16 protein-coding genes and 1 pseudogene are annotated in these 22,372 nt (G+C 59.0%); 10 read left to right on the plus strand and 7 right to left on the minus strand.

Features of this window, described 5'->3' with window-relative positions:
* The 3 genes and pseudogenes from BZ163_RS30950 to BZ163_RS30960 all read left to right on the plus strand — a co-directional run.
* A pseudogene (locus BZ163_RS30950) lies at positions 1–185 on the plus strand (efflux transporter periplasmic adaptor subunit); the annotation flags it as partial.
* Complete coding sequence (locus tag BZ163_RS30955; protein WP_128874101.1) at positions 182–3,364, plus strand: efflux RND transporter permease subunit; 3,183 nt, start codon at positions 182–184, stop codon at positions 3,362–3,364. The pseudogene BZ163_RS30950 and the gene BZ163_RS30955, both read left to right, overlap by 4 nt.
* Positions 3,357–4,739, plus strand: a complete 1,383-nt coding sequence (locus BZ163_RS30960) for an efflux transporter outer membrane subunit (protein WP_128874102.1) — start codon at positions 3,357–3,359, stop codon at positions 4,737–4,739. The genes BZ163_RS30955 and BZ163_RS30960 overlap by 8 nt, the downstream gene beginning before the upstream one ends.
* Before the next feature lie 130 nt (positions 4,740–4,869).
* On the opposite strand, the gene BZ163_RS30965 is transcribed toward BZ163_RS30960, so the two are convergent.
* The 7 genes from BZ163_RS30965 to BZ163_RS30995 all read right to left on the minus strand — a co-directional run bounded on the left by BZ163_RS30965 (position 4,870) and on the right by BZ163_RS30995 (position 12,673).
* Positions 4,870–6,177 carry an MFS transporter gene (locus tag BZ163_RS30965; protein ID WP_178110518.1) on the minus strand — a complete coding sequence of 436 codons (1,308 nt, stop codon included), beginning with the start codon at positions 6,175–6,177 and terminating at the stop codon, positions 4,870–4,872.
* 150 nt (positions 6,178–6,327) lie between these two features.
* Positions 6,328–7,308, minus strand: a complete 981-nt coding sequence (locus BZ163_RS30970) for a transketolase family protein (RefSeq protein ID WP_128874103.1) — start codon at positions 7,306–7,308, stop codon at positions 6,328–6,330.
* A gap of 2 nt (positions 7,309–7,310) precedes the next feature.
* Positions 7,311–8,198 carry a transketolase gene (locus tag BZ163_RS30975; RefSeq protein ID WP_128874104.1) on the minus strand — a complete coding sequence of 296 codons (888 nt, stop codon included), beginning with the start codon at positions 8,196–8,198 and terminating at the stop codon, positions 7,311–7,313.
* 109 nt (positions 8,199–8,307) lie between these two features.
* Positions 8,308–9,399, minus strand: a complete 1,092-nt coding sequence (locus BZ163_RS30980) for a glycerol dehydrogenase (RefSeq protein ID WP_128874105.1) — start codon at positions 9,397–9,399, stop codon at positions 8,308–8,310.
* Between the two features lie 129 nt (positions 9,400–9,528).
* Complete coding sequence (locus BZ163_RS30985) at positions 9,529–10,221, minus strand: SDR family NAD(P)-dependent oxidoreductase (protein ID WP_128874106.1); 693 nt, start codon at positions 10,219–10,221, stop codon at positions 9,529–9,531.
* 31 nt (positions 10,222–10,252) lie between these two features.
* Complete coding sequence (locus tag BZ163_RS30990) at positions 10,253–11,053, minus strand: shikimate dehydrogenase (protein WP_128874107.1); 801 nt, start codon at positions 11,051–11,053, stop codon at positions 10,253–10,255.
* Between the two features lie 15 nt (positions 11,054–11,068).
* Positions 11,069–12,673, minus strand: a complete 1,605-nt coding sequence (locus BZ163_RS30995) for a GMC family oxidoreductase (protein ID WP_128874108.1) — start codon at positions 12,671–12,673, stop codon at positions 11,069–11,071.
* A 222-nt stretch (positions 12,674–12,895) separates the two neighbouring features.
* Here BZ163_RS30995 and BZ163_RS31000 point away from each other — a divergent pair, with 222 nt between their 5' ends.
* From BZ163_RS31000 to BZ163_RS31030, 7 genes are all read left to right on the plus strand, one after another.
* Positions 12,896–14,047, plus strand: a complete 1,152-nt coding sequence (locus BZ163_RS31000; protein ID WP_128874109.1) for a glycerol dehydrogenase — start codon at positions 12,896–12,898, stop codon at positions 14,045–14,047.
* Positions 14,048–14,088: 41 nt separating this feature from the next.
* Positions 14,089–15,261: an iron-containing alcohol dehydrogenase gene (locus tag BZ163_RS31005; RefSeq protein WP_128874110.1), complete on the plus strand. Its 1,173-nt coding sequence runs from the start codon at positions 14,089–14,091 to the stop codon at positions 15,259–15,261.
* 125 nt (positions 15,262–15,386) lie between these two features.
* Positions 15,387–16,664 carry a carbohydrate porin gene (locus BZ163_RS31010; protein WP_128874111.1) on the plus strand — a complete coding sequence of 426 codons (1,278 nt, stop codon included), beginning with the start codon at positions 15,387–15,389 and terminating at the stop codon, positions 16,662–16,664.
* A 140-nt stretch (positions 16,665–16,804) separates the two neighbouring features.
* The gene (locus BZ163_RS31015; RefSeq protein WP_128874112.1) at positions 16,805–18,310 is read left to right on the plus strand and encodes an aldehyde dehydrogenase; all 1,506 of its coding nucleotides are present in this window, start codon (positions 16,805–16,807) and stop codon (positions 18,308–18,310) included.
* Positions 18,311–18,393: 83 nt separating this feature from the next.
* Entirely contained in the window at positions 18,394–19,635 is a 1,242-nt protein-coding gene (locus BZ163_RS31020; RefSeq protein WP_128874113.1) for a sugar ABC transporter substrate-binding protein, read from the plus strand.
* An 85-nt stretch (positions 19,636–19,720) separates the two neighbouring features.
* Entirely contained in the window at positions 19,721–21,232 is a 1,512-nt protein-coding gene (locus tag BZ163_RS31025) for a sugar ABC transporter ATP-binding protein (protein ID WP_128874114.1), read from the plus strand.
* On the plus strand, positions 21,225–22,280 hold the full coding sequence (locus tag BZ163_RS31030) for an ABC transporter permease (protein ID WP_128874115.1): 1,056 nt from the start codon (positions 21,225–21,227) through the stop codon (positions 22,278–22,280). Before BZ163_RS31025 ends, BZ163_RS31030 begins: the two co-directional genes overlap by 8 nt.
* Positions 22,281–22,372 lie beyond the last annotated feature (92 nt).

The raw sequence follows: 22,372 nt of genomic DNA on the forward strand, positions 1-22,372 counted from the left end.
TCCGGCCGGTCACCCTCGGTAAACTGCATGACGGTTTGCGCGAGATCTCCAGCGGTTTGCAGGCGCAGGATCGGGTGATCGTCGATGGTCTGCAACGCGTTCGGGCTGGCGATACCGCGACGGCCCAGGATCGTGTGTTGGCTCAGGCCGCGAAAACCCCTGAAGCCCAGGGAGCGCCGCTATGAGCCTGGGACGCACATCCATCGAACAACCGGTGCTGGCGATTGTGCTTTCAATCGTTTTGATGATCATCGGTGGCCTGGCTTATCTGGTGTTGCCGACGTCCGAGTACCCGGACATCGCGCCGCCTACCGTGGTGGTCACCGCGACCTATCCCGGCGCCTCGGCGCAGACGGTGGCCGAGACCCTGGCGATTCCGATCGAGCAGGAGGTCAACGGCGTTGAAGACATGCTCTACATGTACAGCCAGGCGACGTCCGATGGCAGCCTGAACCTGACCGTGACCTTCAAGAGCGGCACCGACGTCGACAAGGCCCAGGTGCTGGTGCAGAACCGCGTGGCGTTGGCCACGCCGCGTTTGCCGGAACCGGTGCAACGCAGTGGAGTGACGGTGCGCAAGTCCTCGCCGACGCAGCTGTCGACGATTTTCATCTCGTCGCCCAAGGGCACCTACGATCAGTTGTATGTGTCGAATTTCGCGATCCGTAATGTCGCTGATGTCCTCAAGCGTATCGACGGTGTCGGCGACATCAACCCGCTGGGGGCTCGCGAATATTCAATGCGCATCTGGCTCGATCCAGAGCGTGTGGCGGCCTTCAACCTGACGCCGGCAGAGATCATCGCCGCCGTGCGTTCGCAAAACACCCAGGTGGCCGGCGGGGTGATCGCCCAGCCTCCGGTGGCGTCTCAGGCGTTTCAGCCAAACCTGATCTTCGAGGGTCGACTGAAAGAGCCTGCCGACTTCGACAACATCGTCCTCAAGTCGGGTACTGCCGGACGCCTTGTGCGTCTCAAGGACGTCGCACGCACGGAAATCGCCGGGCTGGCGTACGTCAACAACACCTATTACTTGCGTAACCCGGCGATCGGCCTGCAAGTGCTGCAACGTCCGGGCGCCAATGCGCTGGCGACGATGAAAGTGGTCGAAGAGACCATGGAGAAAATCGGCAAGGACTTCCCCGAAGGCATCGAATACAGCATCGGTTACAACCCGACGGCGTTCATCGCCGACAGTATCGGTGAGCTGGGCAAGACCATCTACGAGGCGGTGATCCTCGTGGTGCTGGTGATCATGATCTTCCTGCAAGGCTGGCGGCCATCGATCATTCCGATCCTGGCCATCCCCGTGTCGCTGGTCGGCACCTTCGCGGTCATGGCGATGCTCGGTTACTCGATCAACAACCTGACCCTGTTCGGGCTGGTGCTGGCCGTGGGGATCGTGGTCGACAACGCCATTGTGGTGGTGGAGAACGTCGAGCGACATCTGGCTGATGGCAAGAACCCGCTGGAAGCGACCATCGTGACCATGCAGGAAATCGGCGGCGCGTTGATCGCCATTACCCTGGTGTTGTGTGCGGTGTTTATTCCGACCGCGTTCATTCCGGGTATCTCGGGTGAGTTTTTCCGCCAGTTCGGGATCACGATTGCGGTGGCCACAGCGATCTCGCTGTTCAATTCGGTCACGCTGTCTCCAGCGTTGGCGGCGATGATTCTGCGTCGACATGATCCTGAAGCCCATCAGAAGCCGAAAAAAGGCGTTTTTGGTGTGCTCAAGCGTGCCGCTGATGGCTTCAACAGCGGCTTCCTGAAACTCTCTTCAGGCTACGCCGGCAGCGTGCGTGGCCTCGTGGCAAAAACTCCGTTGATGCTGGCGATCTACGCGGTGTTGATTGCCGCGACCGCTTATCTAATGGTGTCGACGCCCAAGGGCTTCATCCCGGTTCAGGATCGTGGCTACCTGGTGGTCATCGTGCAGCTCCCTGACGGTGCCTCTCTGGAGCGGACCAACGAAATCTCTCAGCAGATCGAGGCGATTGCCCTGGATGTGCCGGGTGTGGACCGAGTACCGACGTTCTCCGGTTTCTCGATGGTGACCGGTACCAGCTCATCGAACTCGGCCGGCCTGGCGCCAGTGTTCCAGCCGTGGTCCGTGCGTAAAGTGCATGGGTTGACGTCGGACAAGATCGCCGAAGACTTGCGTGAACGTTTGAAAGCGGTCAGCGGTGCAACGGTCATTGTCGCCACGCCACCACCGGTTCAAGGCTTGGGTAGCACGGGCGGCTTCTCCATGCGTTTGCAGGATACTGCCGGGCTGGGTACCGAAGCATTGGCCAAAGCAACCGACGACCTGATTGCTGCCGCCAACGCCACTCAAGGCATGACCGGCGTCTATTCACCGTTCTCGGCCCGGACGCCACAGGTGTTCGTTGAATTGGATCGTGAACGCGCCGAAATGCTGGGCGTGCCAAGCAGCCAGATCAACCAGGCCATCGAGACGTACTTTGGCTCGTCCTACATCAACGATTTCAACCTCGTGGGACGTACGTATCGAGTGACGGCGCAGGCGGACTTGCCGTACAGGGTCACGCCAGAGGATCTGTCGCGGGTCAAGGTGCGCAACGATGCCGGTCAGATGGTGCCGATTGCCAGCGTGACGCGTCTGCATGAGGCGCTGGGTGTGGAGCGATTCCCGCGCTACAACCTGTTTCCTACTGCGGAAATCAACGGCGATACATTGCCGGGACTGGGTTCGGAATTCGGCATCAAGACGATGGAACGTCTAGCTGATGAGACGCTGCCAGCCGGCATCACCTATCAGTGGACTGATCTGAGCTATCAGCAAACCACTGCCGGCAACATGGGCCTCCTGGTCTTCCCGTTGTGTGTGATTTTTGTCTACCTGGTACTGGCGGCACAGTACGGCAGCTGGAGTCTGCCACTGGCGATCCTGTTGATCGTACCGATGTGTCTGCTAGCGGCTGCCGGTGGCGTACGTCTGATGGGGCAGGACATCAATATCCTGACTCAGATCGGTTTTATCGTACTGGTGGGACTGGCGGCGAAGAACGCGATTCTGATCGTCGAAGTGGCAAGGCAGCAGGAGAAAGAGGGGCAAGGCATCGTTGATGCGGTCGTCGAGGCGTGTCGTCTGCGATTGCGCCCGATTCTGATGACGTCGCTGGCCTTCGTCCTCGGCGTGTTGCCGTTGGTCACGTCCGAGGGCGCGGGTTCCGAAATGCGTCAGGCGGTGGGTTCGGCGGTGTTCTTCGGCATGATCGGCGTCACGCTGTTCGGTCTGCTGTTCACTCCGGTGTTCTATGTGTTGATCCGCCGAATGGCCGGTGGCGAGCGTCAGGCACAGTCTAAAACCAACCATTCTGAACAGGGTGAGGCCCATGAATAATTATCTCAGCGTTCCAGGCCTGGTACTTGGGGCCGCGCTACTGAGTGCCTGCGCCTCGCCGGTCATGCCGCCCAAGAGCGACTTGCCGGTCGACAGTTTCGTCAACGCTCAAACGGCTGTACCCGCCAGCGTGACAGACAATTGGTGGAAGCTTTATCAGGACCCGTTGCTCGACCGTCTGGTGGAGCGCGCCCTGGGGGAAAACCTTGACCTGCAGATTGCGTTGGCGCGGATCGATGCCGGGCGTGCACTGCGCAACATCGCCGGAGCTTCCGGCAGCCCTCAGGTCGATTTGGGGGCGAGTGTCGCTCGTCAGCGTATCTCGGCGGATCAGGCGGGTTTCACTGACTCGCTGATCACCGAGCCGACCTCATTGGGGTTAAGTGCGGCCTGGGAAATCGATCTGTTCGGCCGTATCCGTGAAGGGGTGCGCGCTGCCGACGCCGACCTCAACGCGACAGAGGAAGAGGCGCGGGGTGTGCGTGTGGCGCTGATCACTGAAGTGGTCCAGGCCTACGCCGAAGCGCGAGGGCTGGAGGAGCGCCTGGCGATCGTCAAGCAAAGTGCGGCCAGCCAGGCTGAGACCTTGCAGCTGACTGAGCAGCTGTATGCGGCGGGGGACAGTCCTGAAGCGGATTTGCTTCGCGCACGTTCGCAGTCGGACTCCACCGCCGCCCAGGTCCCGGCGCTGCAACTGAACTGGCAACGTTCGCTGCTGGGCTTGTCGGTGCTGCTCGCCCAGCCGACCGAGACGCTGTATCAGCAGTTCCAGGCGAGCCCGGCGAACATCGCCACGGTGTCGTTGCTGGACGCCGGTACGCCTGCGGATCTGTTGCGTCGGCGTCCTGACATACGCGCCGGCGAAGCACGCTTGATTGCGGCCTATGCGCGAGTCGGTGTGGCCAAGGCGGATCTGCTGCCGCGCTTGAGCCTGTCGGCGGCCCTGGGGTCTTTGATTGATGGTGTGAGCGCCGCCAATCTGGCCGCTTCGACATTCTGGCTGGCCGGCGTGAATGCCAGCGTGCCGGTGTTCGACGGCGGCCGGCGACGCAATGTGGTGGACCTGCGCGATGCCGAAGCGCGTCAGGCGTTGCTGAGCTATCGACGCACCGTGCTGACGGCCGTTTCCGAGGTGGAGTCAGCCTTGGCTGCTGCGCAACGCAATGCCGAACGTCAGACTTTCCTGGCCAGTGCGGCCAGTCAAGCCAGCTCAGCTGCCGAGCAGATTCAGCGGGCCTGGCGGGCTGGGGAGACGCCGTTCCTTGATGTATTGCAGGCTCAGCGGGTGCAACTGACGGCGCAGAACGCGCTGTCGCAGGTCAAGACCGCACAGTGGCAGAATCAAGCGGCGTTGGTGAATGCGTTGGGCGGTTAACTCAACTGTAGAACCTTGCAGAGAACCTGTGTGGGAGCGAGCTTGCTCGCGAAGGCGGCCGGACATTCAACATCGATGTTGACTGCCTTACTGCCTTCGCGAGCAAGCCCGCTCTCACAGGTCATTCATTTCAGATTTTGTCGATCGGTACACCGTGATTGTTTTTCCACATCAACACCACGGCACTGGCAATGACCGCGACAACGATCAAATAGATATTGAACATCCAGCCAATGTTTTCCGAGTACAGCCAAGTCGTCAGATAAGAAGCTGTACCACCGAACACCGCGACGCCCAGAGAGATACATACACCAAACATTCGAGTGCGATAGCGAGTCGGAATCTGCTCCGAGATCGAAGCCGGTTTGCAACCGGTGATAAAGGCCACCAACAGCAAGCCTGCAGTCTGCGCCACCATCAAGGTCCACGGTTCGCTGGAAATCAAACCCCACAACGGGAACAGCGTGGCGGCAATCCCCAGCAAGGAAATCAACGCTGAAATCTTCCGCCCCCACAGATCCGATATCCAGCCGGAGATCGGCAGAAATACCAGGTAGATGACCTGCGCAATACAGCTCATGGTAAACGCACTGCGTGGGTCCATGCCTTTGACACTGATAGCGTAGATCGAGGCCGAGGTGACCCAGGTGTAGTAGGTCAACGTAGCGCCGGCTTCATAAAGAAACAGACGAACGCCGTGCTGGATGATCTTGCCACGACTCCAGGCTGGGGTTGTCGATTCACTGCCAGCGCTCGGTGAATGTTCGCTTTCCATCATGTTACGACGCAGCCATAAGGCGAAGACGGCCAACAGGCCACCCGTCGCGAAGGGAATACGCCAGCCCCATTCCTGCATCTCACTGACGGACAACAGTGACGTCAGCAGCGCCATGTAGAACGTCGCTAGCAACGAGCCGCAGCCCACCGCGATAAACACCGTGCTTGACCACAGTCCTCGGCGTTTCGGCGGCGCGATTTCAGCAATGTAGGCGTAGGAGGTGGTGGTTTCACCGCCATGCGCAAAACCTTGTACCAACCTGGCCAGCAGCAAGAGTCCTGAAGCCCAGCTGCCAACCGAATCATAAGAGGGAATAAAGGCGATCAGCAGACTCGCGCCAGCCATCAACAGCATGGTACTGAGCAACACCACGCGTCTTCCCAGTTTATCGGCGAGGATGCCGAAGAAGATGCCGCCAATAGGCCTCAACAGAAACCCCGCGGCAAATACCGCGAGGGTGTTCAGTAATGCAGAAGTTGCGTTGCTTTTATCGAAGAGTGCGGCGGCGATGTACACCGAAGCGACGGTATAAATAGTCCAATCAAACCACTCCAGCAAGTTGCCGACGCCGGTGGCCATCAATGACTTTCTGCGCAGGGAGGTACGTGTTTTGGCCTGTCCGGTCGAGTAGTCGGACATGGTCTCGGTGATGTTATTCATTGTTGGCTCCGAGATACTTCATAAACCACGGGGTGTGGTTGGTGGAGGTGAATTGCGTGAGGCTCCCTGAGGAAAAGAGGTGTCCAATACGACGAAAATACTGGAGCGAAGCTTGCCCGGCATGGGGCAAACCTCACTCCTGAAAGGTGATCAGGCCTTCATATGTACCAGTGCCACTTCCTCGATACCGGCGGCATCCAGCTTGTAGTGTTCGTACAAATGAGTCGGCGGAGCGATCAGGCTGTATTCGTCGTAGATGCCGTGGCGCTTGAGCTTCACGCCGACGCCTTCGTCCGACAGGACTTCAGCTACCGCCGCACCCAGGCCACCCAGCACGTTGTGTTCTTCGACGGTCATCATGCGTTTGCTGAGGGCAGCGGCGCGCAGGATGGCGTCACGGTCGATCGGTTTGATCGAGGCCATGTCGATCACGCCCACGGAACGCCCTTCAGCGTTCATTTTGCGAGCGGCGGCCAGGGCCGCATATACCGTGATGCCGCAGGCGATGATGGTCAGTTCCTCACCTTCGATGTGCTCATGTGCCTTGCCGAACTCGAAGACCACGCTGTCGTCGTAAACGATCGGATCGCGACCGCGGCCGATGCGGAAATACACCGGTTTGTCGTAGGTAGCCGAGGCTTTGATCGCAGCCGCCAGTTGGGCGCCGTCCGCTGGCGACACCACCGCCAGGTCGGCTATCGAGCGCATGGTGGCGATGTCTTCGGTGGCGTGGTGCGAGGTGCCGTAGAAGCCCAGGGAAATGCCGGTGTGGTGACCGATCAGCCGCACCGGCTGCGCCGAGTAGGCAACGTCCATGCGGATTTGCTCGCAGCACAGCAGGCCGAGGAACGACGCGAAGGTCGCCACGAACGGCATCACGCCGCAGGTGGCCAGGCCGGCAGCGGCGGTGACCATGTTCTGCTCCGAGATACCGAATTGCAGGTAACGCTCGGGGTAGCGGCTGGCGAACTTGTTCAGGCCGTTGGAATACTGCAAATCGGCGGAACCGGCCATTACCGGATAACCGGCTTCGGTCAGTTCGATCAGCGCATCAGACAAAAACGACAAACCCGGGTTGAGCGCGTTCAGGCCACGGTACTGCCAGGAATTGGGGGAAAGAGGGGCATTCATGTTCAGATCTCCATGGCTTCGATTTCAGCAATAGCGCGTTTGGCATCTTCCGGATCGAGGTAACCGAGGTGCCAGCCGGGTTCGGTCTCCATGTAGGAAACGCCTTTGCCTTTGACGGTTTTGGCGATGATGCAGACCGGCTTGTCGCGGGTTTCGTCGGCTTTGACACGGCGCAGGGTTTCGGTCACTTCGGCGATGTTGTGGCCGTCGATGACATGCACTTCCCAGCCGAACGCCCGCCATTTTTCGTCCAGCGGCTCGATACCGATCACGTCGTCGACCGAGCCGTCGAGCTGGAAGCCGTTGCGGTCGACTATCGCAATCAGGTGTTTGGCCTTGTGATGGGCGGCGCTCATCGCGGCTTCCCAAACCTGGCCTTCCTGCATTTCGCCGTCTCCCAACATGACGAACACGTCGTAGACTTCGCCGGTGAAGCGTTGGGCCAGGCACATGCCCAGGCCGCCGGAGAGGGCGTGGCCGATGGAGCCGGAAGAGAAGTCGATGCCGGGCACTTTGCGCATGTCAGGGTGATCGCCCAAAGGGCTGCCCAGACGGGTGTATTCATCGAGCCATTCCTTGGGGAAGACACCGAGGTCCGCAAGAATAGGAAACTGGCCCACGGCGGCGTGCCCTTTTCCCATCAGGAACCGGTCACGGCCCGGCCATTTCGGTTCTTCAGGGCGAATGGTCATCACGTCGTAGTACAGCGCGGAGAACAATTCGGCGGCGGAAAACACCGAGGTGTAGTGGCCGGTCTTGGCGATTTCAATCAGGCGGATCGTTTCAAGACGGACGAATTTCGCCCGGTCTTTGAGCTTGATAACGGTCTCGGCGGAAGGCACAAAATTGCTGGCTTTCCACTGCTCTAGCGTTTTGCGGGGCGTAGACATCTCTACCTCCAAATCACAGGCATGAATTTGTTGAAGTTGAATCTCAGTGGCGGGGTTTGAACTTCAACGGGGTGGTTGTGGGTTCAATTGTCGATGTTTCAGTGAGGGCTCAGTGGGTCAACCCCTCCAGAGCGCGCATTGCCCCGATCAGCTCGTCGCACGTCAATGCGCCGCCCGATACCGAGACAAAGTTGCGGGCGTGAGGGGCTTTCAACGTAGGCTCGGCCACCTGTATCAGCACCGAGTTGTCGATAACCGGAACACCCATTTCGGACAAGCTGCGTGGCAGGCCGATACGTTGATAGAAGCTCAACATATCGCCCATCAGTTCGGCGTCGCGGTCTTCCAGAACAAGCTGTACCAGCAAACCATAGGCCACTTGAAAGCCGTGAACCTGCTGTTGTGCACCCGGGATTTTCGACAAGCCACGCGTCATTGCATGGGCGATGGACAAGCCACCGCTTTCGAACCCCAGGCCGCTCATCAACAGCACGGCTTCGATCAAGTGATCAAAGGCAACCGTTACTTCGCCGCTACCGGCCTGGGCCAGTGCCGGTTCCGCGTATTGGCGGATGATGTGGTAGCACTCGCGCGCCAACATCAGTCCCGAGAGCGCGGGACGTGCGCCAAACATGTTTACGCCACCGGACTTGTAGCACTGCTCGGCTTCGAACTTTTTGGTCAGCGCATCGGCAATTCCCGCAAGCAGGAACTGACGCGGTGCCTGGGCAATCAGCGAGGTGTCCACCAGCACATAGCGAGGACTGACAAGCAGGTGACCGACTTCGCTCAGTTGATGATGAGCGTCGTAGACCACGTAGTTTTTTGAGGTGGGGGCATCGTTGGAGGCCACGGTTGGCATGGTGATCAGTGCGCGGCCGGAGGTGTGGGCGAGGGCTTTGCCGGCGTCGATGCACTTACCGCCACCGACGGCCAGGATCATGTCGAACTCAACCTCCGCAGCTGCCATTCTGAGATCGGCAATCCCGTCGGCAGTGATCTCGCCGTCGAAAGTGATGTAGTGCAAACCTACGTCGGATTGCGCACAGGTGTCATCGAGTCGTTGCCGGATCAGGCCCAGTACATAACTGTCGATAACCACCACGGCCTTGCGTCCGCAGTGCGCCAGGTAGGTACCCGCCTGAGCGAGTACTTCAGTGCCCTGGACGTAGCGACCGGGCGAACCGAAAACCAGATTCATACAGTACCTCTCACTTCACGGCTTATTGTTATTCGAGGCCCGGCGACAGGTTGCCGAGTCCACGATCTTGTTGTGATGCATGATATATCATGTTTTTAGTCGGTCAAGGGTTCATTCGACCAGATGACATCAGGCGATCGAATACCCGCCGTCTACCGGCAACGTCGTGCCCGTTACGTAGCGTGCGTTATCAGAGACCAGGAAGGCGATCACGTTGGCCACGTCTTCGGGGGCGCCCCAACTCTTCATCGGGATGCGCGCCATGATCCCTTCCGAGCGGACCGGGTCTTCGAACGCTTTACGCGACAGGTTGGTCAGAATCCAGCCTGGCGCCACGGCGTTGGCCCGCACGCCATCGGTCGCCCAGGCCACTGCCATGCAGCGTGTCAGCTCGGAAATGGCCGCTTTGCTCGAGGCGTAGGCCGGGGTTTTGGCGGAGCCGAAAATCCCCCACATCGAGGCGAAATTCACCACCGCACCACGAGCAACTTTCAAGCCGGGCAGGGCCGCGTTGGTGATGCGCAACACGGCCGTGAGATTGACGTCCATGACGCGACTGAAGCCGTCCAGCTCCCACTCGCGAGTGTGATCAATGATGCCGGCGGCGTTGACGATCGCGTCGACTCGCTCGAACCGCTCGAAGAAGCCATTCACTGCCGCGTCGTTGGTCACGTCCAGTTCCTGATAATGAATGCCCTCAATGCGTTGCTCGGGTTCGCCGAGCCCCACGGTGAAAACTTCATAGCCGTCCGCGTGCAGGCGTTGCGCAGTGGCGAGGCCGATGCCGGAGCCGCCGCCGGTGACGATTGCAGTCTTTTTCATGGTCTTTCCTTATGCAGAGGAGGAGGGCGTGTCAGACGCCCGATTTGGAAAATAGAAACTCGGCCAGCAGATCGATCTGGCCGGTGATCATGTGCGCGCCTTTATGGATGATGCAGCCACGCTCGGCGGCGGCCCTGAGTAGCGGCGTGATGTCCGGGTTCATCACCACTTCACCGACCACCGTGCCGGACGCGAGTGTCTCGGCGGGTAGCGGCAACGGATCCTGAGCTTTAAGGCCCAATGCAGTGCCATTGATCACTACATCGAAACCGGTCGCGTCGGCCGGACCGGCATTGACTCGCCGATCAGGGAAAATCCGCCGCAGTTCGCGGGCCAGTTCTTCAGCCTTGGCCGGTGTGCGGTTGCTGATCACCAACTCCTGGATGTCTTCGGCGAGCAACGCATGGGCGATCCCGGTAGCGGCGCCACCTGCGCCCAGCAACAGAACACGTTTGTTGCTCAGGTCATGGCCTTGCTTTTTCAGACCGCCAACGAAGCCGTCGCCATCGAACATGCGCCCGCTGAAGCGACCGTCGGGCAGTCGCTTGGCGACATTGCAGACCTTCAACAGACTGGCGGTACCTTTGAGTTCATCGCACAACTTCGCCACCTCCAGCTTGTGCGGAACGGTGACAATCACCCCCGCCAGGTTTTCTATGCCGCGCAATCCTTCCCACGCCGTGGCCAAATTGGCCGGTGACACTTCCCAAGGCACCAGCACCCCGTCATAGCCGAGCCGCTCCAGCAGCGGGTTGAAAAACTCGGGGGTTCGCAGGTGTTTGGCGGGGTAGGTGAGGTGCACCACTACTTGGGTTTTACCGCTGATAGGCATAACGAAATTCCTCTTTTACGAATGGGAGGCGGAGGCTGGCAATGCCGAACGTCCAAGGATCATGTCTGCAGCTTTTTCACCGATCATGATCGAGGGCGCATTGGTATTGCCGGAGATCAGGTTAGGCATGATCGAGGCGTCGACGACGCGCAGATTGCGCAGGCCTCGAACGCGCAGTTCCGGGTCGACCACCGCCATTTCGTCGTCACCCATCTTGCAGGTGCCTACCGGGTGGTAAACCGTCTTGGCACGCTGGCCGATGTAACTCAACAGCGCCTCATCGCTGCGCACGCTTGGTCCTGGAAACACCTCTTCGCCGGTGTATTTGCGCATGGCCGGTTGCGCGAGAATTTCCCGGGACAGGTTCAACCCTTTGATCGCGACCCGACGATCTTCCGGGTGGGCGAAATAGCGTGGATCAATGCGGGGCGGGGTCTCGGCCTTGCTGTCGGTCAGGCGGATTTCGCCGCGGCTCTTGGGGCGTAACACGCAGGTGTTGATGGTTGCGCCAGGCTGTTTGATGGTGTCCTGGTCAAGGTCGAAAAACACGATAGGCACGAAGTGCATCTGTGCATTGGGCCGCTCCTGTGCGTTGTCGGTGTTGACGAATGCGCAGGCCTCGGTGACGTTCGAGCTGACAGGACCGCTGCCAAACATCAAGTACTGCAGGCCGTTCTTGACCGTATTGAAGGCATTGTCCTGGCCGTAGTAACCGTACTTGCCGTGGCAGTAGGCGATGGTGCCGACTTCCGCGTGGTCTTGCAGGTTTTGCCCCACACCGGGCAATTCATGCAGCAACGGAATGCCATGACGCTGAAGTTCTTCACCGCGTCCGATACCGGACAGCATCAACAGCTTTGGTGACTGAATGGCGCCTGCGCTGAGGATCACTTCCTTACTGGCGCGCGCCTGTACCCGTCGACCTTTGTGGGTGTACTCGACTCCAACGGCCTGATCACCTTCGATCAGGACTCTTTGCACCGTGGCGTCTGTAACGACCGTCAGGCGATCGGATTTTTCCGCTGTCCGCAGGTAGGCCACGGCCGCGCTGCAACGACGATTGTTGCGCGCGGTGATCTGATTGAAGCCGACGCCGTTCTGACGCTCGCCATTGAAGTCCGCAGTAAAGGGAATGCCGGTTTGCTGCGCGGCCCGCACGAACCCACGGGACAGTTCGCACACCTGCTTGAGGTCAGAGACACCCAGCGGCCCACCAGTGGCGTGGTAGCCATTGTCGAATCGTTCATTGTCCTCGGCACGTTTGAAGTACGGCAGCACTTCGCGAAACGCCCAGCCATTACAGCCTGCACGGGCCCAATCGTCGTAATCCTCGTGCTGGCCACGGATATAGATCAGTGCATTCACCGAACTTCCACCGCCCAGCACTCGGCCCTGAGGAAGAATGCGCTTGCGTCCGTCCATGGCCGTTTGTGGTTGGGTTTCATGGCGAGAGAGCAGTGGACTCGCCAGCAACCGGGTGAAGCCGGCGGGAATATGGATCAGTGGATGGGTATCGCGCGGACCGGCCTCAATCAGCAGAACGGAGGCCCCGGCTTCGATCAGGCGACCTGTTAACGCGCAGCCTGCCGAGCCACCTCCAACCACAACATAATCGTGCATGCCTTTCTCCAAACAGTGTTGTTCTTGTTTTCATGCATCATATATCTTCGTGCCCCCCAAGCGTCAATCCCGGTTTTGTGTGCCGTGGTTTTCGCAAAAAAAGCAGTTGGTAGTCGAAAATCAAATATGATATATCATCTATCAGCCGAGGGATGAGTCTCTCGCAAACGTCCTCAAAGCAATAAAAAAAGCCTCCACGACGAGGCCAGGATGATGATGACCATGACTCAAATGTTTGCTGCACCCGGCCGCTACATCCAGGGCTACAAAGAACTCGATCGACTGCACAGGCATGTGGCCTGGTTCGGTCGACGGTTTCTGGTGATCACCACTCAGGGGCGCCTCGACAGTCTGAAACAGACACTCGGTGCCAGTTTCGACGCCGAGCATACTCAACTGCACTATGGGATTTTTGCCGGTGAGGTGACCCGCGAAGAAATCCAGCGGCTTACGGCGAGCATCAACGCCCTTGAATGCGACGGGGTGATTGGTGTCGGTGGCGGCAAGGTGCTTGACGCCGCCAAAGCCGTTGCCAATCAGGCCAAGGTGCCGCTGTGCATCGTGCCTACCATCGTTTCCAACGACGCCCCCACCAGTTCACTCTCGGTGCTGTACACCGAAGCGGGAGCGTTTGATGACGTCCTTTTCTATGAACGCAGCCCGGATGTGGTGGTGGTCGATACCTGGATCATCGCCCAAGCCCCGGTGCGCCTGTTAGTGGCCGGAATGGGCGATGCACTGTCGACGTATTTCGAAGCACGCACCTGTGTCGAGTCGGACCGGGACAATTTTCTCGGTAACGCCGGTGCCGGGATGAAGGCGGGCGGCGGCGGTGCCAAGTCGACGCTGACCTCAATGGCCATTGCTGAGCTGTGTTATCGGGTACTGCTGGAGGATGGCCTGCAAGCCAGGCGCGCCGCGGAAAACCAATGCGTGACCAAAGCCTTCAACCGCGTGGTTGAAGCCAATGCGCTGATGAGTGGCATCGGCTTTGAGAGCAACGGCGTGGCGACAGCCCATGCGGTGTATTGCGGGTTCAGTGAACTGGGTGCCCGGGCGACGATGTACCACGGCGAGTACGTGGCCTTCGGCGTTCTGGTGATGCTGGTGCTGGAAGGCAAATCCAGTCGTGAGCTGGATACGGTGCTGAGGTTCTGCCTGAGTATCGGTTTGCCGGTTACCTTCGAAGACCTGGGCTTGGCCGATATCACCGCGCAAGAACTCGATTGCGTGGCGCGCACTGCTGCCGACCCCAATCAGACCAGCAAGGTCGAACCGTTCGAAGTCACTTTCGATGAAATGGAAGCGGCCCTGATCGCGGCGAGCGATCTGGGCGAACTCTATAAAAAAGGCGGATCGTTGCTGGTCGGTTGAGACCGTTGGCAGCGCACTTTCCACAACCAAAAGGTGATCTGATGAAAGCATTTCAGGCAAGTCTGCCGTTGACCCTGGATTTCGAAGTCGGGGCGATCAAACGCATGGGTGAAAAGGTCGAGCCGTTCGGCAAAAAGGTCTTTTTGATGGTTGACCCGTTTCTTCAGGGCAGTGACCTGGTGGCGCAAATTTCCGGCAGTTTTACCGACCGCGGCATTGAGTTTCTCGAGTTCTACGACATTGTGCCCAACCCTCGACATACCACGATCGATCGCGCGGTGGAGCAGGTTCGCAATGCCGGTTGCGATGTGGTCGTCGCGGTCGGGGGCGGCAGTGCCATCGACTCGGCCAAAGCCGTGGCTTTCGTTGCCGTGCACGGTGGTTCCTGCTGGGACTACACCGAGCGGTTGGGTGAGACGGTCACCCGACCACAAAGCCGTGGGTTACCATTACTGGTTGTGCCCACCACCTCCGGGACCGGGACTGAAGCCACGCCTTTTGCGGTGATCAACAATCCTGAACTGGGCCTGAAGTGCGCCATCGTCAACCCGTTCATTTACCCCGACGTGGCCTTGATCGATCCCCAGATTCTGGTTTCTAAGCCGCCGAAACTGACCGCGTTGACCGCTGTCGACACCTTCTGCCACGCGTTAGAGGCTTACATCAGCATTCACTCCACGCCGTGGGTGGAAATGGTCGCCCTGGAGTCGATTCGGTTGTTCGCGGCCAATGCCCGGCGTTGCGTCGAGCATGGCGATGACCTTGAAGCGCGTGCGCAAATGGCCTTTGCCTCGACCTTGGGCGGCATGGCCATTGCCAGTGCCGGCGTTACGGTATCCCACGCTCTTGGCCAACCGTTGGGAGCGATGACCGACGCGCCTCACGGTGGCACGGTCGCGGCCAGTACGCCGTACGTGATTGGCTGGACGCTGCCGGTGTGTGCCGACAAGTTCGCGCGTGTGGCCGGGATTCTTGATCCTTCGACGCTGGGCCTCTCCGAGATTGAACGCGCCGAGTGCCTTCCCGACGTCCTGAAAAAACTGTTCGCCACCTTGGGCGTCACTGACACCTTCAGCAGCTACGGTTTGCGCCCGGAGCAGATCGATGACTTTGCACAAACCGTTTGGACCAGTTTCAACCAGGACCTGGCCTGTCATCCGAAGAAGATCAACAGCAAAGAGGAGGTCGCCGACATCGTGAAAATGTGTTTCTAACCGAAGTGTCTGTCACGCCATTTTGAAGAACGTTGTTCGACCGATCCGTTAGTTGGGTCGGCGGGATTTTGCATGCTCGAAAAACACTAAGACCAACAATAAAAATAGTTTCGGGAACAATAATAATGACCAACAAAACGATAGTTGCCGTCGGACTTTTGAGCGCCTGCGTATTACCGGGTGCTCATGCAGCTAGTTACTCGCCGAATAATTTTCTGCTGGGGGACTGGAACGGTGAACGTACTCGCTTGCACGAGCAGGGCGTGGATTTCCAGCTAACTTACGTCAACGAACTGGCCTACAACACCCAGGGCGGCGACGAGCACAAAGGGACTTACAGCGATCAGCTGATGGTTGACACCAATTTCGATTTGCAGAAGCTGTTCGGCTGGCAGGGCGCGAGTTTTCGTATGACCCTCAGCGATCGTAACGGCGAAAGCCTGACGGCCGAGGCCGGGACCAACACCTTGCTGGCCGCCCAGGAAATCTACGGCTATGGCAGTGTCACCCGTCTGGTGCAGTTCTATTACCAGCAGGCGTTATTGGACGATCGACTGGTGGTGAAACTCGGTCGCTTGCCCATGAGTGGCGATGTCTTTCCGTTTTCCTGCAAGTTTCAAAACCTGACCTTCTGCGGCACGGTGCCCGGTTACATCACGCCGAACTGGTTCACTTGGCCCGTCAGCCAATGGGGCGCGGCTGTGGCGGGGAAACTGACTGATGAGTTGTCCCTCAACGCGTCGCTGTATCAGGTCAATCCACGCTTTACCGAAAACGCCCAGGGCCTGAACTTCGGCAGTCCCTCGGGCACCACCGGGTATCTGGCCGTGGGCGAATTGGCCTGGACGCCGACGCTCAACGGTTTGCCTGGCAGCTATCGGGCGGGCATCTGGCGCAATACCGGTGATTTCAACGATGTCTATCGCGACGTCAATGGTCAGCCCATCGGACTGACCGGCAATGCACCCGATCAGCACGAACAAGCCAGCGGCTACTACGCCATGGCCGAACAGCGGGTTTATCAGGACCCGAGCAACAGCGCCCGTGGCTTGACCCTGTTCGCCAACTTCATTCAATCGGATCGCGATGTGTCCTACGTGGAAAAGGTCTGGCACGCCGGTGCGTTTATCAGCGGTCCTTTTGCTGGGCGGCCACAGGATGAAATCGGTGTGGCGATCGGTCGGCTTGAAGTGAATGAAAAATCCGCGAAGCGTATCCGCCAGGCAAATGGCTACACCTCAGCGGCACCGGACACTGAATACCCGATGGAGTTGTACTACGGCGTCAGCGTGACACCGGCCCTGACCCTGCGGCCCAACGTGCAATACGTCGTCAATCCTGGCGGGCTGAGTGGGGATAAAAGCGTGGTGGTGTTCGGGCTGAAAACCGAGGTCAGTTTCTAAAGTATTACGCGGTTTAGCGAACAGAACTTGTGAAGAAAACACCCTGATTCAGGCCATTCCTTCGCTTGTGATTTTAATAATGCATGATATATCGTCATTGGGCGGCTACGCCTAAAACCAAAAAAAGGAGACGCAACAGCATGAACACTCTCGTTGATATCGCTGCGGTCCAGCAGCGTGTCGCCACCCTGAACCTGCCAGGGCAAGCCTTCATCAATGGCCGTTTTGTCGACGCCCTGAGTGGAGAAACTTTTGCCAATATTTCCCCGCGCAACGGTCAGGTGCTGAATTACGTCGCGTCCTGCCAGGCCGAAGACGTCGACGTCGCCGTGAAGATCGCCCGCCAGGCGTTCGATAGCGGCGTGTGGTCGCAACTGGCACCCAAGGAGCGCAAAAAAGTCATGCTGCGTTTTGCGGCGTTGTTCGAGCAGCACATGACCGAACTGGCATTGCTCGAGACGTTGGACATGGGCAAACCCGTGTCCGAAAGCGCCGGTTTCGATGTACATGCGGTGCTCGAATGCCTGCAGTGGTACGCCGAATGCTGCGACAAGGTCTACGACGAAATCGCCCCATCGGGACCGGGCGCGCTGGGCATGATTACCCGCGAAGCTATTGGCGTGGTCGCTGCCGTGACCCCGTGGAATTTCCCGATGCTGATGGCGATGTGGAAAGTTGCCCCGGCCCTGGCGATGGGTAACTCGGTAATCCTCAAACCGGCCGAACAATCGCCGTTGACTGCACTGCGTATCGCCGAACTGGCCGCGCAGGCGGGCATTCCACCGGGTGTGTTCAACGTGCTGCCGGGGTTCGGTCCTACCGCTGGCCGTGCCCTGGGCCTGCACATGGATGTCGATACGCTTGTGTTCACCGGCTCCGGTGAAGTCGGCAAATTGTTCCTGCAGTACTCCGGCCAGTCGAACATGAAACGGGTTTGGCTGGAGTGTGGCGGCAAGACCCCGAACATCATTCTCAATGACTGTCGCGACCTGGAAAAAGCCGCCACCACCGCTGCCAGATCCATGTTTTTCAACCAGGGAGAAGTGTGTGTGGCGCCTTCGCGCCTAATTGTCGAGCAAGGCATTCGCAACGAGTTTGTTGCCGAAGTCTTGAAGGTGGCGCGGACCATCGCCATCGGCGACCCGCTCGACCCGGCCACGCAGTTGGGTGCCATGGTCGACAAGGCGCAGATGGATCGCGTGCTCGGTTACATCAAGAAGGGGTCGGAAGAGGGCGCCCGCATCATCCTCGGTGGTGAACGTGCCAGCGGCGCCTTGGCCGATGGTTTCTTCATCCCGCCGACGATCTTCGACAACGTCACGAACGACATGACCATCGCCCGGGAAGAAATATTCGGGCCAGTGCTGTCGGTGATCAACGCCAAGGATCACCTGGACGCCGTGCGCATCGCCAACGATTCGCCCTATGGCCTGGCCGCCAGTCTCTGGACCAGCGACCTGTCCCGTGCCCACTCGATCATCCGCTCGCTGCGCGCCGGCAGCGTCTGGGTCAACTGCTTCGACGGTGGCGATATCACCATGCCGTTTGGCGGATACAAGCAATCGGGCAACGGGCGTGACCGCTCGCTGCACGCGCTGGACAAGTACTCGGAACTCAAATCCGCCTGGATCGATTTGCAGGCCTGAGCCTTAAACGAGAAACCGGTGCTGTTCGAAACGAACAGCACCTGCATCACCGATCAAAATCAGCGCACTGGAGAATAATAATTATGAAGCTGTCAGCTGTTCGTTCGATCACCACATTGGCCCTGGCGAGCCTCATCGGCACCCACGCCTGGGCGGCTCCCAAGCATGAAATCTACAGTTTGATGCCCAACACCGCATTGTCGGGCGTGATTGATCCTGACATGCCGGATCGCACCTCGATCAACAAAGCCTTGCCACTGAAAAAGAAGGGCGAGCGTTTGCGTATCGGCTGGACTGAAATCACCCTCGGCAACCCCTGGTTTGTCTCGATGATCGACGACTCGAAAACCATCGCGAAGAAGTACAACTACGATATTGAGCTGCAAGTGGCTGACAGCGATGTCGCCAAGCAGAGTGCCCAGGTCGATAACTTCATTACCCTGGGCGTCGATCTGATCGTGATCGATCCTACCGATGTCCTCGGTTCTGTGTCGGATGTCGAGCGGGCAGTGGCAGCCGGCATTCCGGTGATCACCGTCGGCACCGCGCCGGACGCCCGCGCGCCGGTGATCACCACCAGCACCGGCAATCCGTACGGCAGTGGATTCGAGGCAGGGCGTTACGTTTCGGCCAAGACCGATCCGGCCAAGGTGATCAACGCCGCCATGGTCATTGGGGTGATGGGCAACTCGACCTCCGAAAGCCGACTCAACGGCATGATCTCCGGGATCGTTTATGCGCGCTCGCAAGAGCGGAAGCTGGGCCTTTCCAAAGAAGACGCAATGCTCAAGGGCTTCAAGCTGTTCCAGCAGGTCAAGGCCAAGGGCAGCTTTAGCTGGCCGGAAGGTGGCTTCAACGTACTCGCCTGGGGTCGTGGCGACTGGACCGAAGAGGGTGGTCTGGCGGCCACGGAAGACATCCTTTCGTCCCAGGGTGACAAACTCAATCTGGTCTTGGCAGAGAACGACTTCATTGCCATTGGCGCGATCAATGCCCTGGAAAATGCCGGTAAGAAAAACAGCGTCATGGTCGCTTCCGCCGCCGGCAGCTTTCGCGTGGCGCTGGACTTGATCAAGCAAGGCAAGTTGCTGGTAAGTGCCACCAACAGCGGTTCGGAAACCGGTGTGGCCGCCATCGAGTTGATCCACCAGATTCTCGACAAGGGACTGGATGCCAACAACCTGCCGTTAGCGTCGTACTTCCCGGTCACGCTGATCACACCGGACAACGTCGACACCTACATCAAGGCCGACAGCTTGCCGCCATCCACCGAAACCGTCCCGCCGTTCCGCTCCATCGAGCAGATCAAAACCGCGATGAAGTAATTTCGCACGGTTGAACCGGCCTGTGGCTGCTGTGTTTGACGGCGGCCACAGCTCGAATGGCGACAGTTTATAGACGGTGAACACAATGAACGCGATGCACAAACCTGCCGTAGAGATGCTCGACATCTCGAAAAAGTTCGGAGGTATCAGTGCCCTGAACAGCGCGAATTTTTCGGCCCGTGCGGGGGAAATCCACGCACTGATGGGCGAGAACGGCGCCGGCAAATCAACCTTGATGAAGATCCTTTCCGGGGCCTACGTGCGCGATGCCGGCGGGGTCAGCCTGAACGGCGAGAAAGTCGATATCCGCAAACCCGGTGATGCGCTCAAGCTGGGTATTTCGATTATCTACCAGGAGTTTGCCCTGGCCCCGCATTTATCGGTGGCCGAGAACATCTGCATCGACGATCTGGGCAAGAGCAAGGGATTTGTCCAGTGGGCCGCAATGCGCAAAAAAGCCCGGGCGATTCTCGATGAACTGGGTTTCAGCGATATCGATGTGCGCCAACCGGTTGGCAGTTTGCCGGTGGCGTACCAGCAAGCGGTGGAGATCTGCAAGGCACTGTCGCGTAACTCGTCGGTACTGGTCTTCGATGAACCGACGGCAGTGCTCACCTCCCATGAGGCCGAGAAGCTGTTCAAAATCCTCGATGAATTGCGCCGCAAAGGTGTGTGCATTGTTTACGTCTCGCACCGCATGGATGAAATCTTCCGGATCTGCGATCGCGCCACGGTGCTCAAGGACGGCAAGACGGTCGGTACGCTAGAACTGGCTGACATTACCGAGCGTGGCTTGATCGAGATGATGATTGGTCGCGAGTTGAGTGACCTGTTCCCGGCGCGCAAATCACAGATCGGCGAGGTGTTACTAAAGGTCGAGCACCTGTGCGCGGGACGTCAGGTGCGCGATGTGAGCTTTGAGGTACGGGCGGGTGAAGTCCTCGGCTTTTGTGGACTGGTCGGTGCCGGACGTACCGAAACCATGCGCGCGATCTTCGGGGCTGATCGGAAAACCTCCGGCGCGCTGTACCTCGACGGCCGGGAGATCCACAACCGAACACCACGGGAAGCCATTACCAATGGCATCGGCCTGTTGCCCGAGGACCGCAAGCAACAAGGCGTGTTGCTGGAGATGTCTATACGGGTCAACGGCGCGCTGCGTCCCGACAGTCCTTATACCGGGCGTATGGGCTGGATTGCCAATGGCCGGGAGACCCAGGGTATCGAAGCCTTGCGCCAGCAACTGGCGGTCAAGACGCATTCGATCGAGCAGTTGGTCGGTGACCTGTCAGGGGGTAATCAACAAAAAGTCGCCCTGATGAAGTGGGTCGATGCGGGCTGCCGCGTGCTGATTCTCGACGAGCCTACCCGTGGCGTGGATGTGGGCGCGAAAACGGAAATCTACCGGGTCATCAATGACCTCGCTGAACAGGGCGTGGCGATCATCATGGTCTCTTCGGAAATGATTGAAATCATCGGCATGTGTGATCGCGTGCTGGTGATGCGAGAAGGCGCGATCGCTGGCGAACTGGTGGGCGAGCGCATTAAAGAACAAGAAATGATTTGCCTGGCAATGGGAGTCGAGCACCATGAGTAACCCTAATTCCAAGCTGGCCGAGGCCGAGCTTTTGCAGGAAAACAATCACGCTCGAGAAAGCCGGGCAGGCCGTCGTTCGTTACAGCGTCTGTTTCTAGAACACAACGCGCTGGTGATGCTGGTGGTACTGGCCGCCGTCGCCAGCGTGCTCTCGGCGGACTTCTTCACGTATCAGAACCTCGGCAACCTGTTGCGCCAATTGACGCCGTTGCTGCTGGTCAGCATCGGCATGTTGATTGTGATCCTGACAGCGGGCATCGATTTGTCCGTTGCCTCGGTCGCTGCCGTGGGTGGAATCGTGGTTGCGATGACCCTCAATGTGCTTCCGGTTGAAGGTGGTTTCGGGTTGCTGCTGGCTGTGGCGATTGCGGTGGCGGCCGGTGTCCTGATGGGACTGGTGACAGGCACCTTTATCGCGTACTTCCGCATGGCCCCTTTTATCGCGACCTTGGCCATGATGACGGTTGCTCGTGGCCTTGCGTTCATCCTGTCCAACGGTCAGCCACAACGGCTGGATGACAGACTGGTCAGTGCCCAGCTGTTACGTGATTTCGGCCGGTTGGCCGACGGCGTGCTGGGGATCCCGTGGCCGGTGTGGCTGGCGGGGCTGGTGACGGTGGTCTTTGCCTTGATCCTGCGCTACAACGCCTATGGCCGCCTGACCATTGCCAGTGGCAGCAATGAAACCGCTGTGCGCCTGGCGGGTATTCCGGTGGAGCGCTACAAACTGGCCGCCTATGGTATTTGCGGCGGCCTGGCAGCATTGGCCGGGGTGGTGATTGCTTCGCGCTCAGGTGTAGCCACACCCAGTGCCGGCATGGCCCTGGAACTGGACGCCATCGCCGCTTGCGTGATCGGAGGGGCACTGCTGTCCGGTGGCAAAGGCACGATTTTCTACACCGTCGTGGGTGTGTTGGTGTTGGGGTTGATCGGCAACATCATGAACTTGCTGAGTGTGCCGGCCTATCCACAACAGATCATCAAAGGCGCGATTATCGTCATCGCGGTGTTGTTGCAAGGCGTCGGTCGGCGCGATGCACGCATATAAGCAAGTCGTCAGCCGGAGTGGCAGGCGCAAGTTGATGATGTATGATGCGTTATCGACGTTTCAGGTCGGCAGATTCACAAGTCTGTCGCCCG

Source organism: Pseudomonas sp. VI4.1, from assembly GCF_002029345.1.
Taxonomy (GTDB): Bacteria; Pseudomonadota; Gammaproteobacteria; order Pseudomonadales; family Pseudomonadaceae; genus Aquipseudomonas.

Coding starts and splice junctions, on each gene's coding strand:
- BZ163_RS30955 (WP_128874101.1), top strand. CDS start 182: ATGAGCCTGGGACGCACATCCATCGAACAACCGGTGCTGGCGATTGTG.
- BZ163_RS30960 (WP_128874102.1), top strand. CDS start 3,357: ATGAATAATTATCTCAGCGTTCCAGGCCTGGTACTTGGGGCCGCGCTA.
- BZ163_RS30965 (WP_178110518.1), bottom strand. CDS start 6,177: ATGAATAACATCACCGAGACCATGTCCGACTACTCGACCGGACAGGCC.
- BZ163_RS30970 (WP_128874103.1), bottom strand. CDS start 7,308: ATGAATGCCCCTCTTTCCCCCAATTCCTGGCAGTACCGTGGCCTGAAC.
- BZ163_RS30975 (WP_128874104.1), bottom strand. CDS start 8,198: ATGTCTACGCCCCGCAAAACGCTAGAGCAGTGGAAAGCCAGCAATTTT.
- BZ163_RS30980 (WP_128874105.1), bottom strand. CDS start 9,399: ATGAATCTGGTTTTCGGTTCGCCCGGTCGCTACGTCCAGGGCACTGAA.
- BZ163_RS30985 (WP_128874106.1), bottom strand. CDS start 10,221: ATGAAAAAGACTGCAATCGTCACCGGCGGCGGCTCCGGCATCGGCCTC.
- BZ163_RS30990 (WP_128874107.1), bottom strand. CDS start 11,053: ATGCCTATCAGCGGTAAAACCCAAGTAGTGGTGCACCTCACCTACCCC.
- BZ163_RS30995 (WP_128874108.1), bottom strand. CDS start 12,673: ATGCACGATTATGTTGTGGTTGGAGGTGGCTCGGCAGGCTGCGCGTTA.
- BZ163_RS31000 (WP_128874109.1), top strand. CDS start 12,896: ATGACTCAAATGTTTGCTGCACCCGGCCGCTACATCCAGGGCTACAAA.
- BZ163_RS31005 (WP_128874110.1), top strand. CDS start 14,089: ATGAAAGCATTTCAGGCAAGTCTGCCGTTGACCCTGGATTTCGAAGTC.
- BZ163_RS31010 (WP_128874111.1), top strand. CDS start 15,387: ATGACCAACAAAACGATAGTTGCCGTCGGACTTTTGAGCGCCTGCGTA.
- BZ163_RS31015 (WP_128874112.1), top strand. CDS start 16,805: ATGAACACTCTCGTTGATATCGCTGCGGTCCAGCAGCGTGTCGCCACC.
- BZ163_RS31020 (WP_128874113.1), top strand. CDS start 18,394: ATGAAGCTGTCAGCTGTTCGTTCGATCACCACATTGGCCCTGGCGAGC.
- BZ163_RS31025 (WP_128874114.1), top strand. CDS start 19,721: ATGAACGCGATGCACAAACCTGCCGTAGAGATGCTCGACATCTCGAAA.
- BZ163_RS31030 (WP_128874115.1), top strand. CDS start 21,225: ATGAGTAACCCTAATTCCAAGCTGGCCGAGGCCGAGCTTTTGCAGGAA.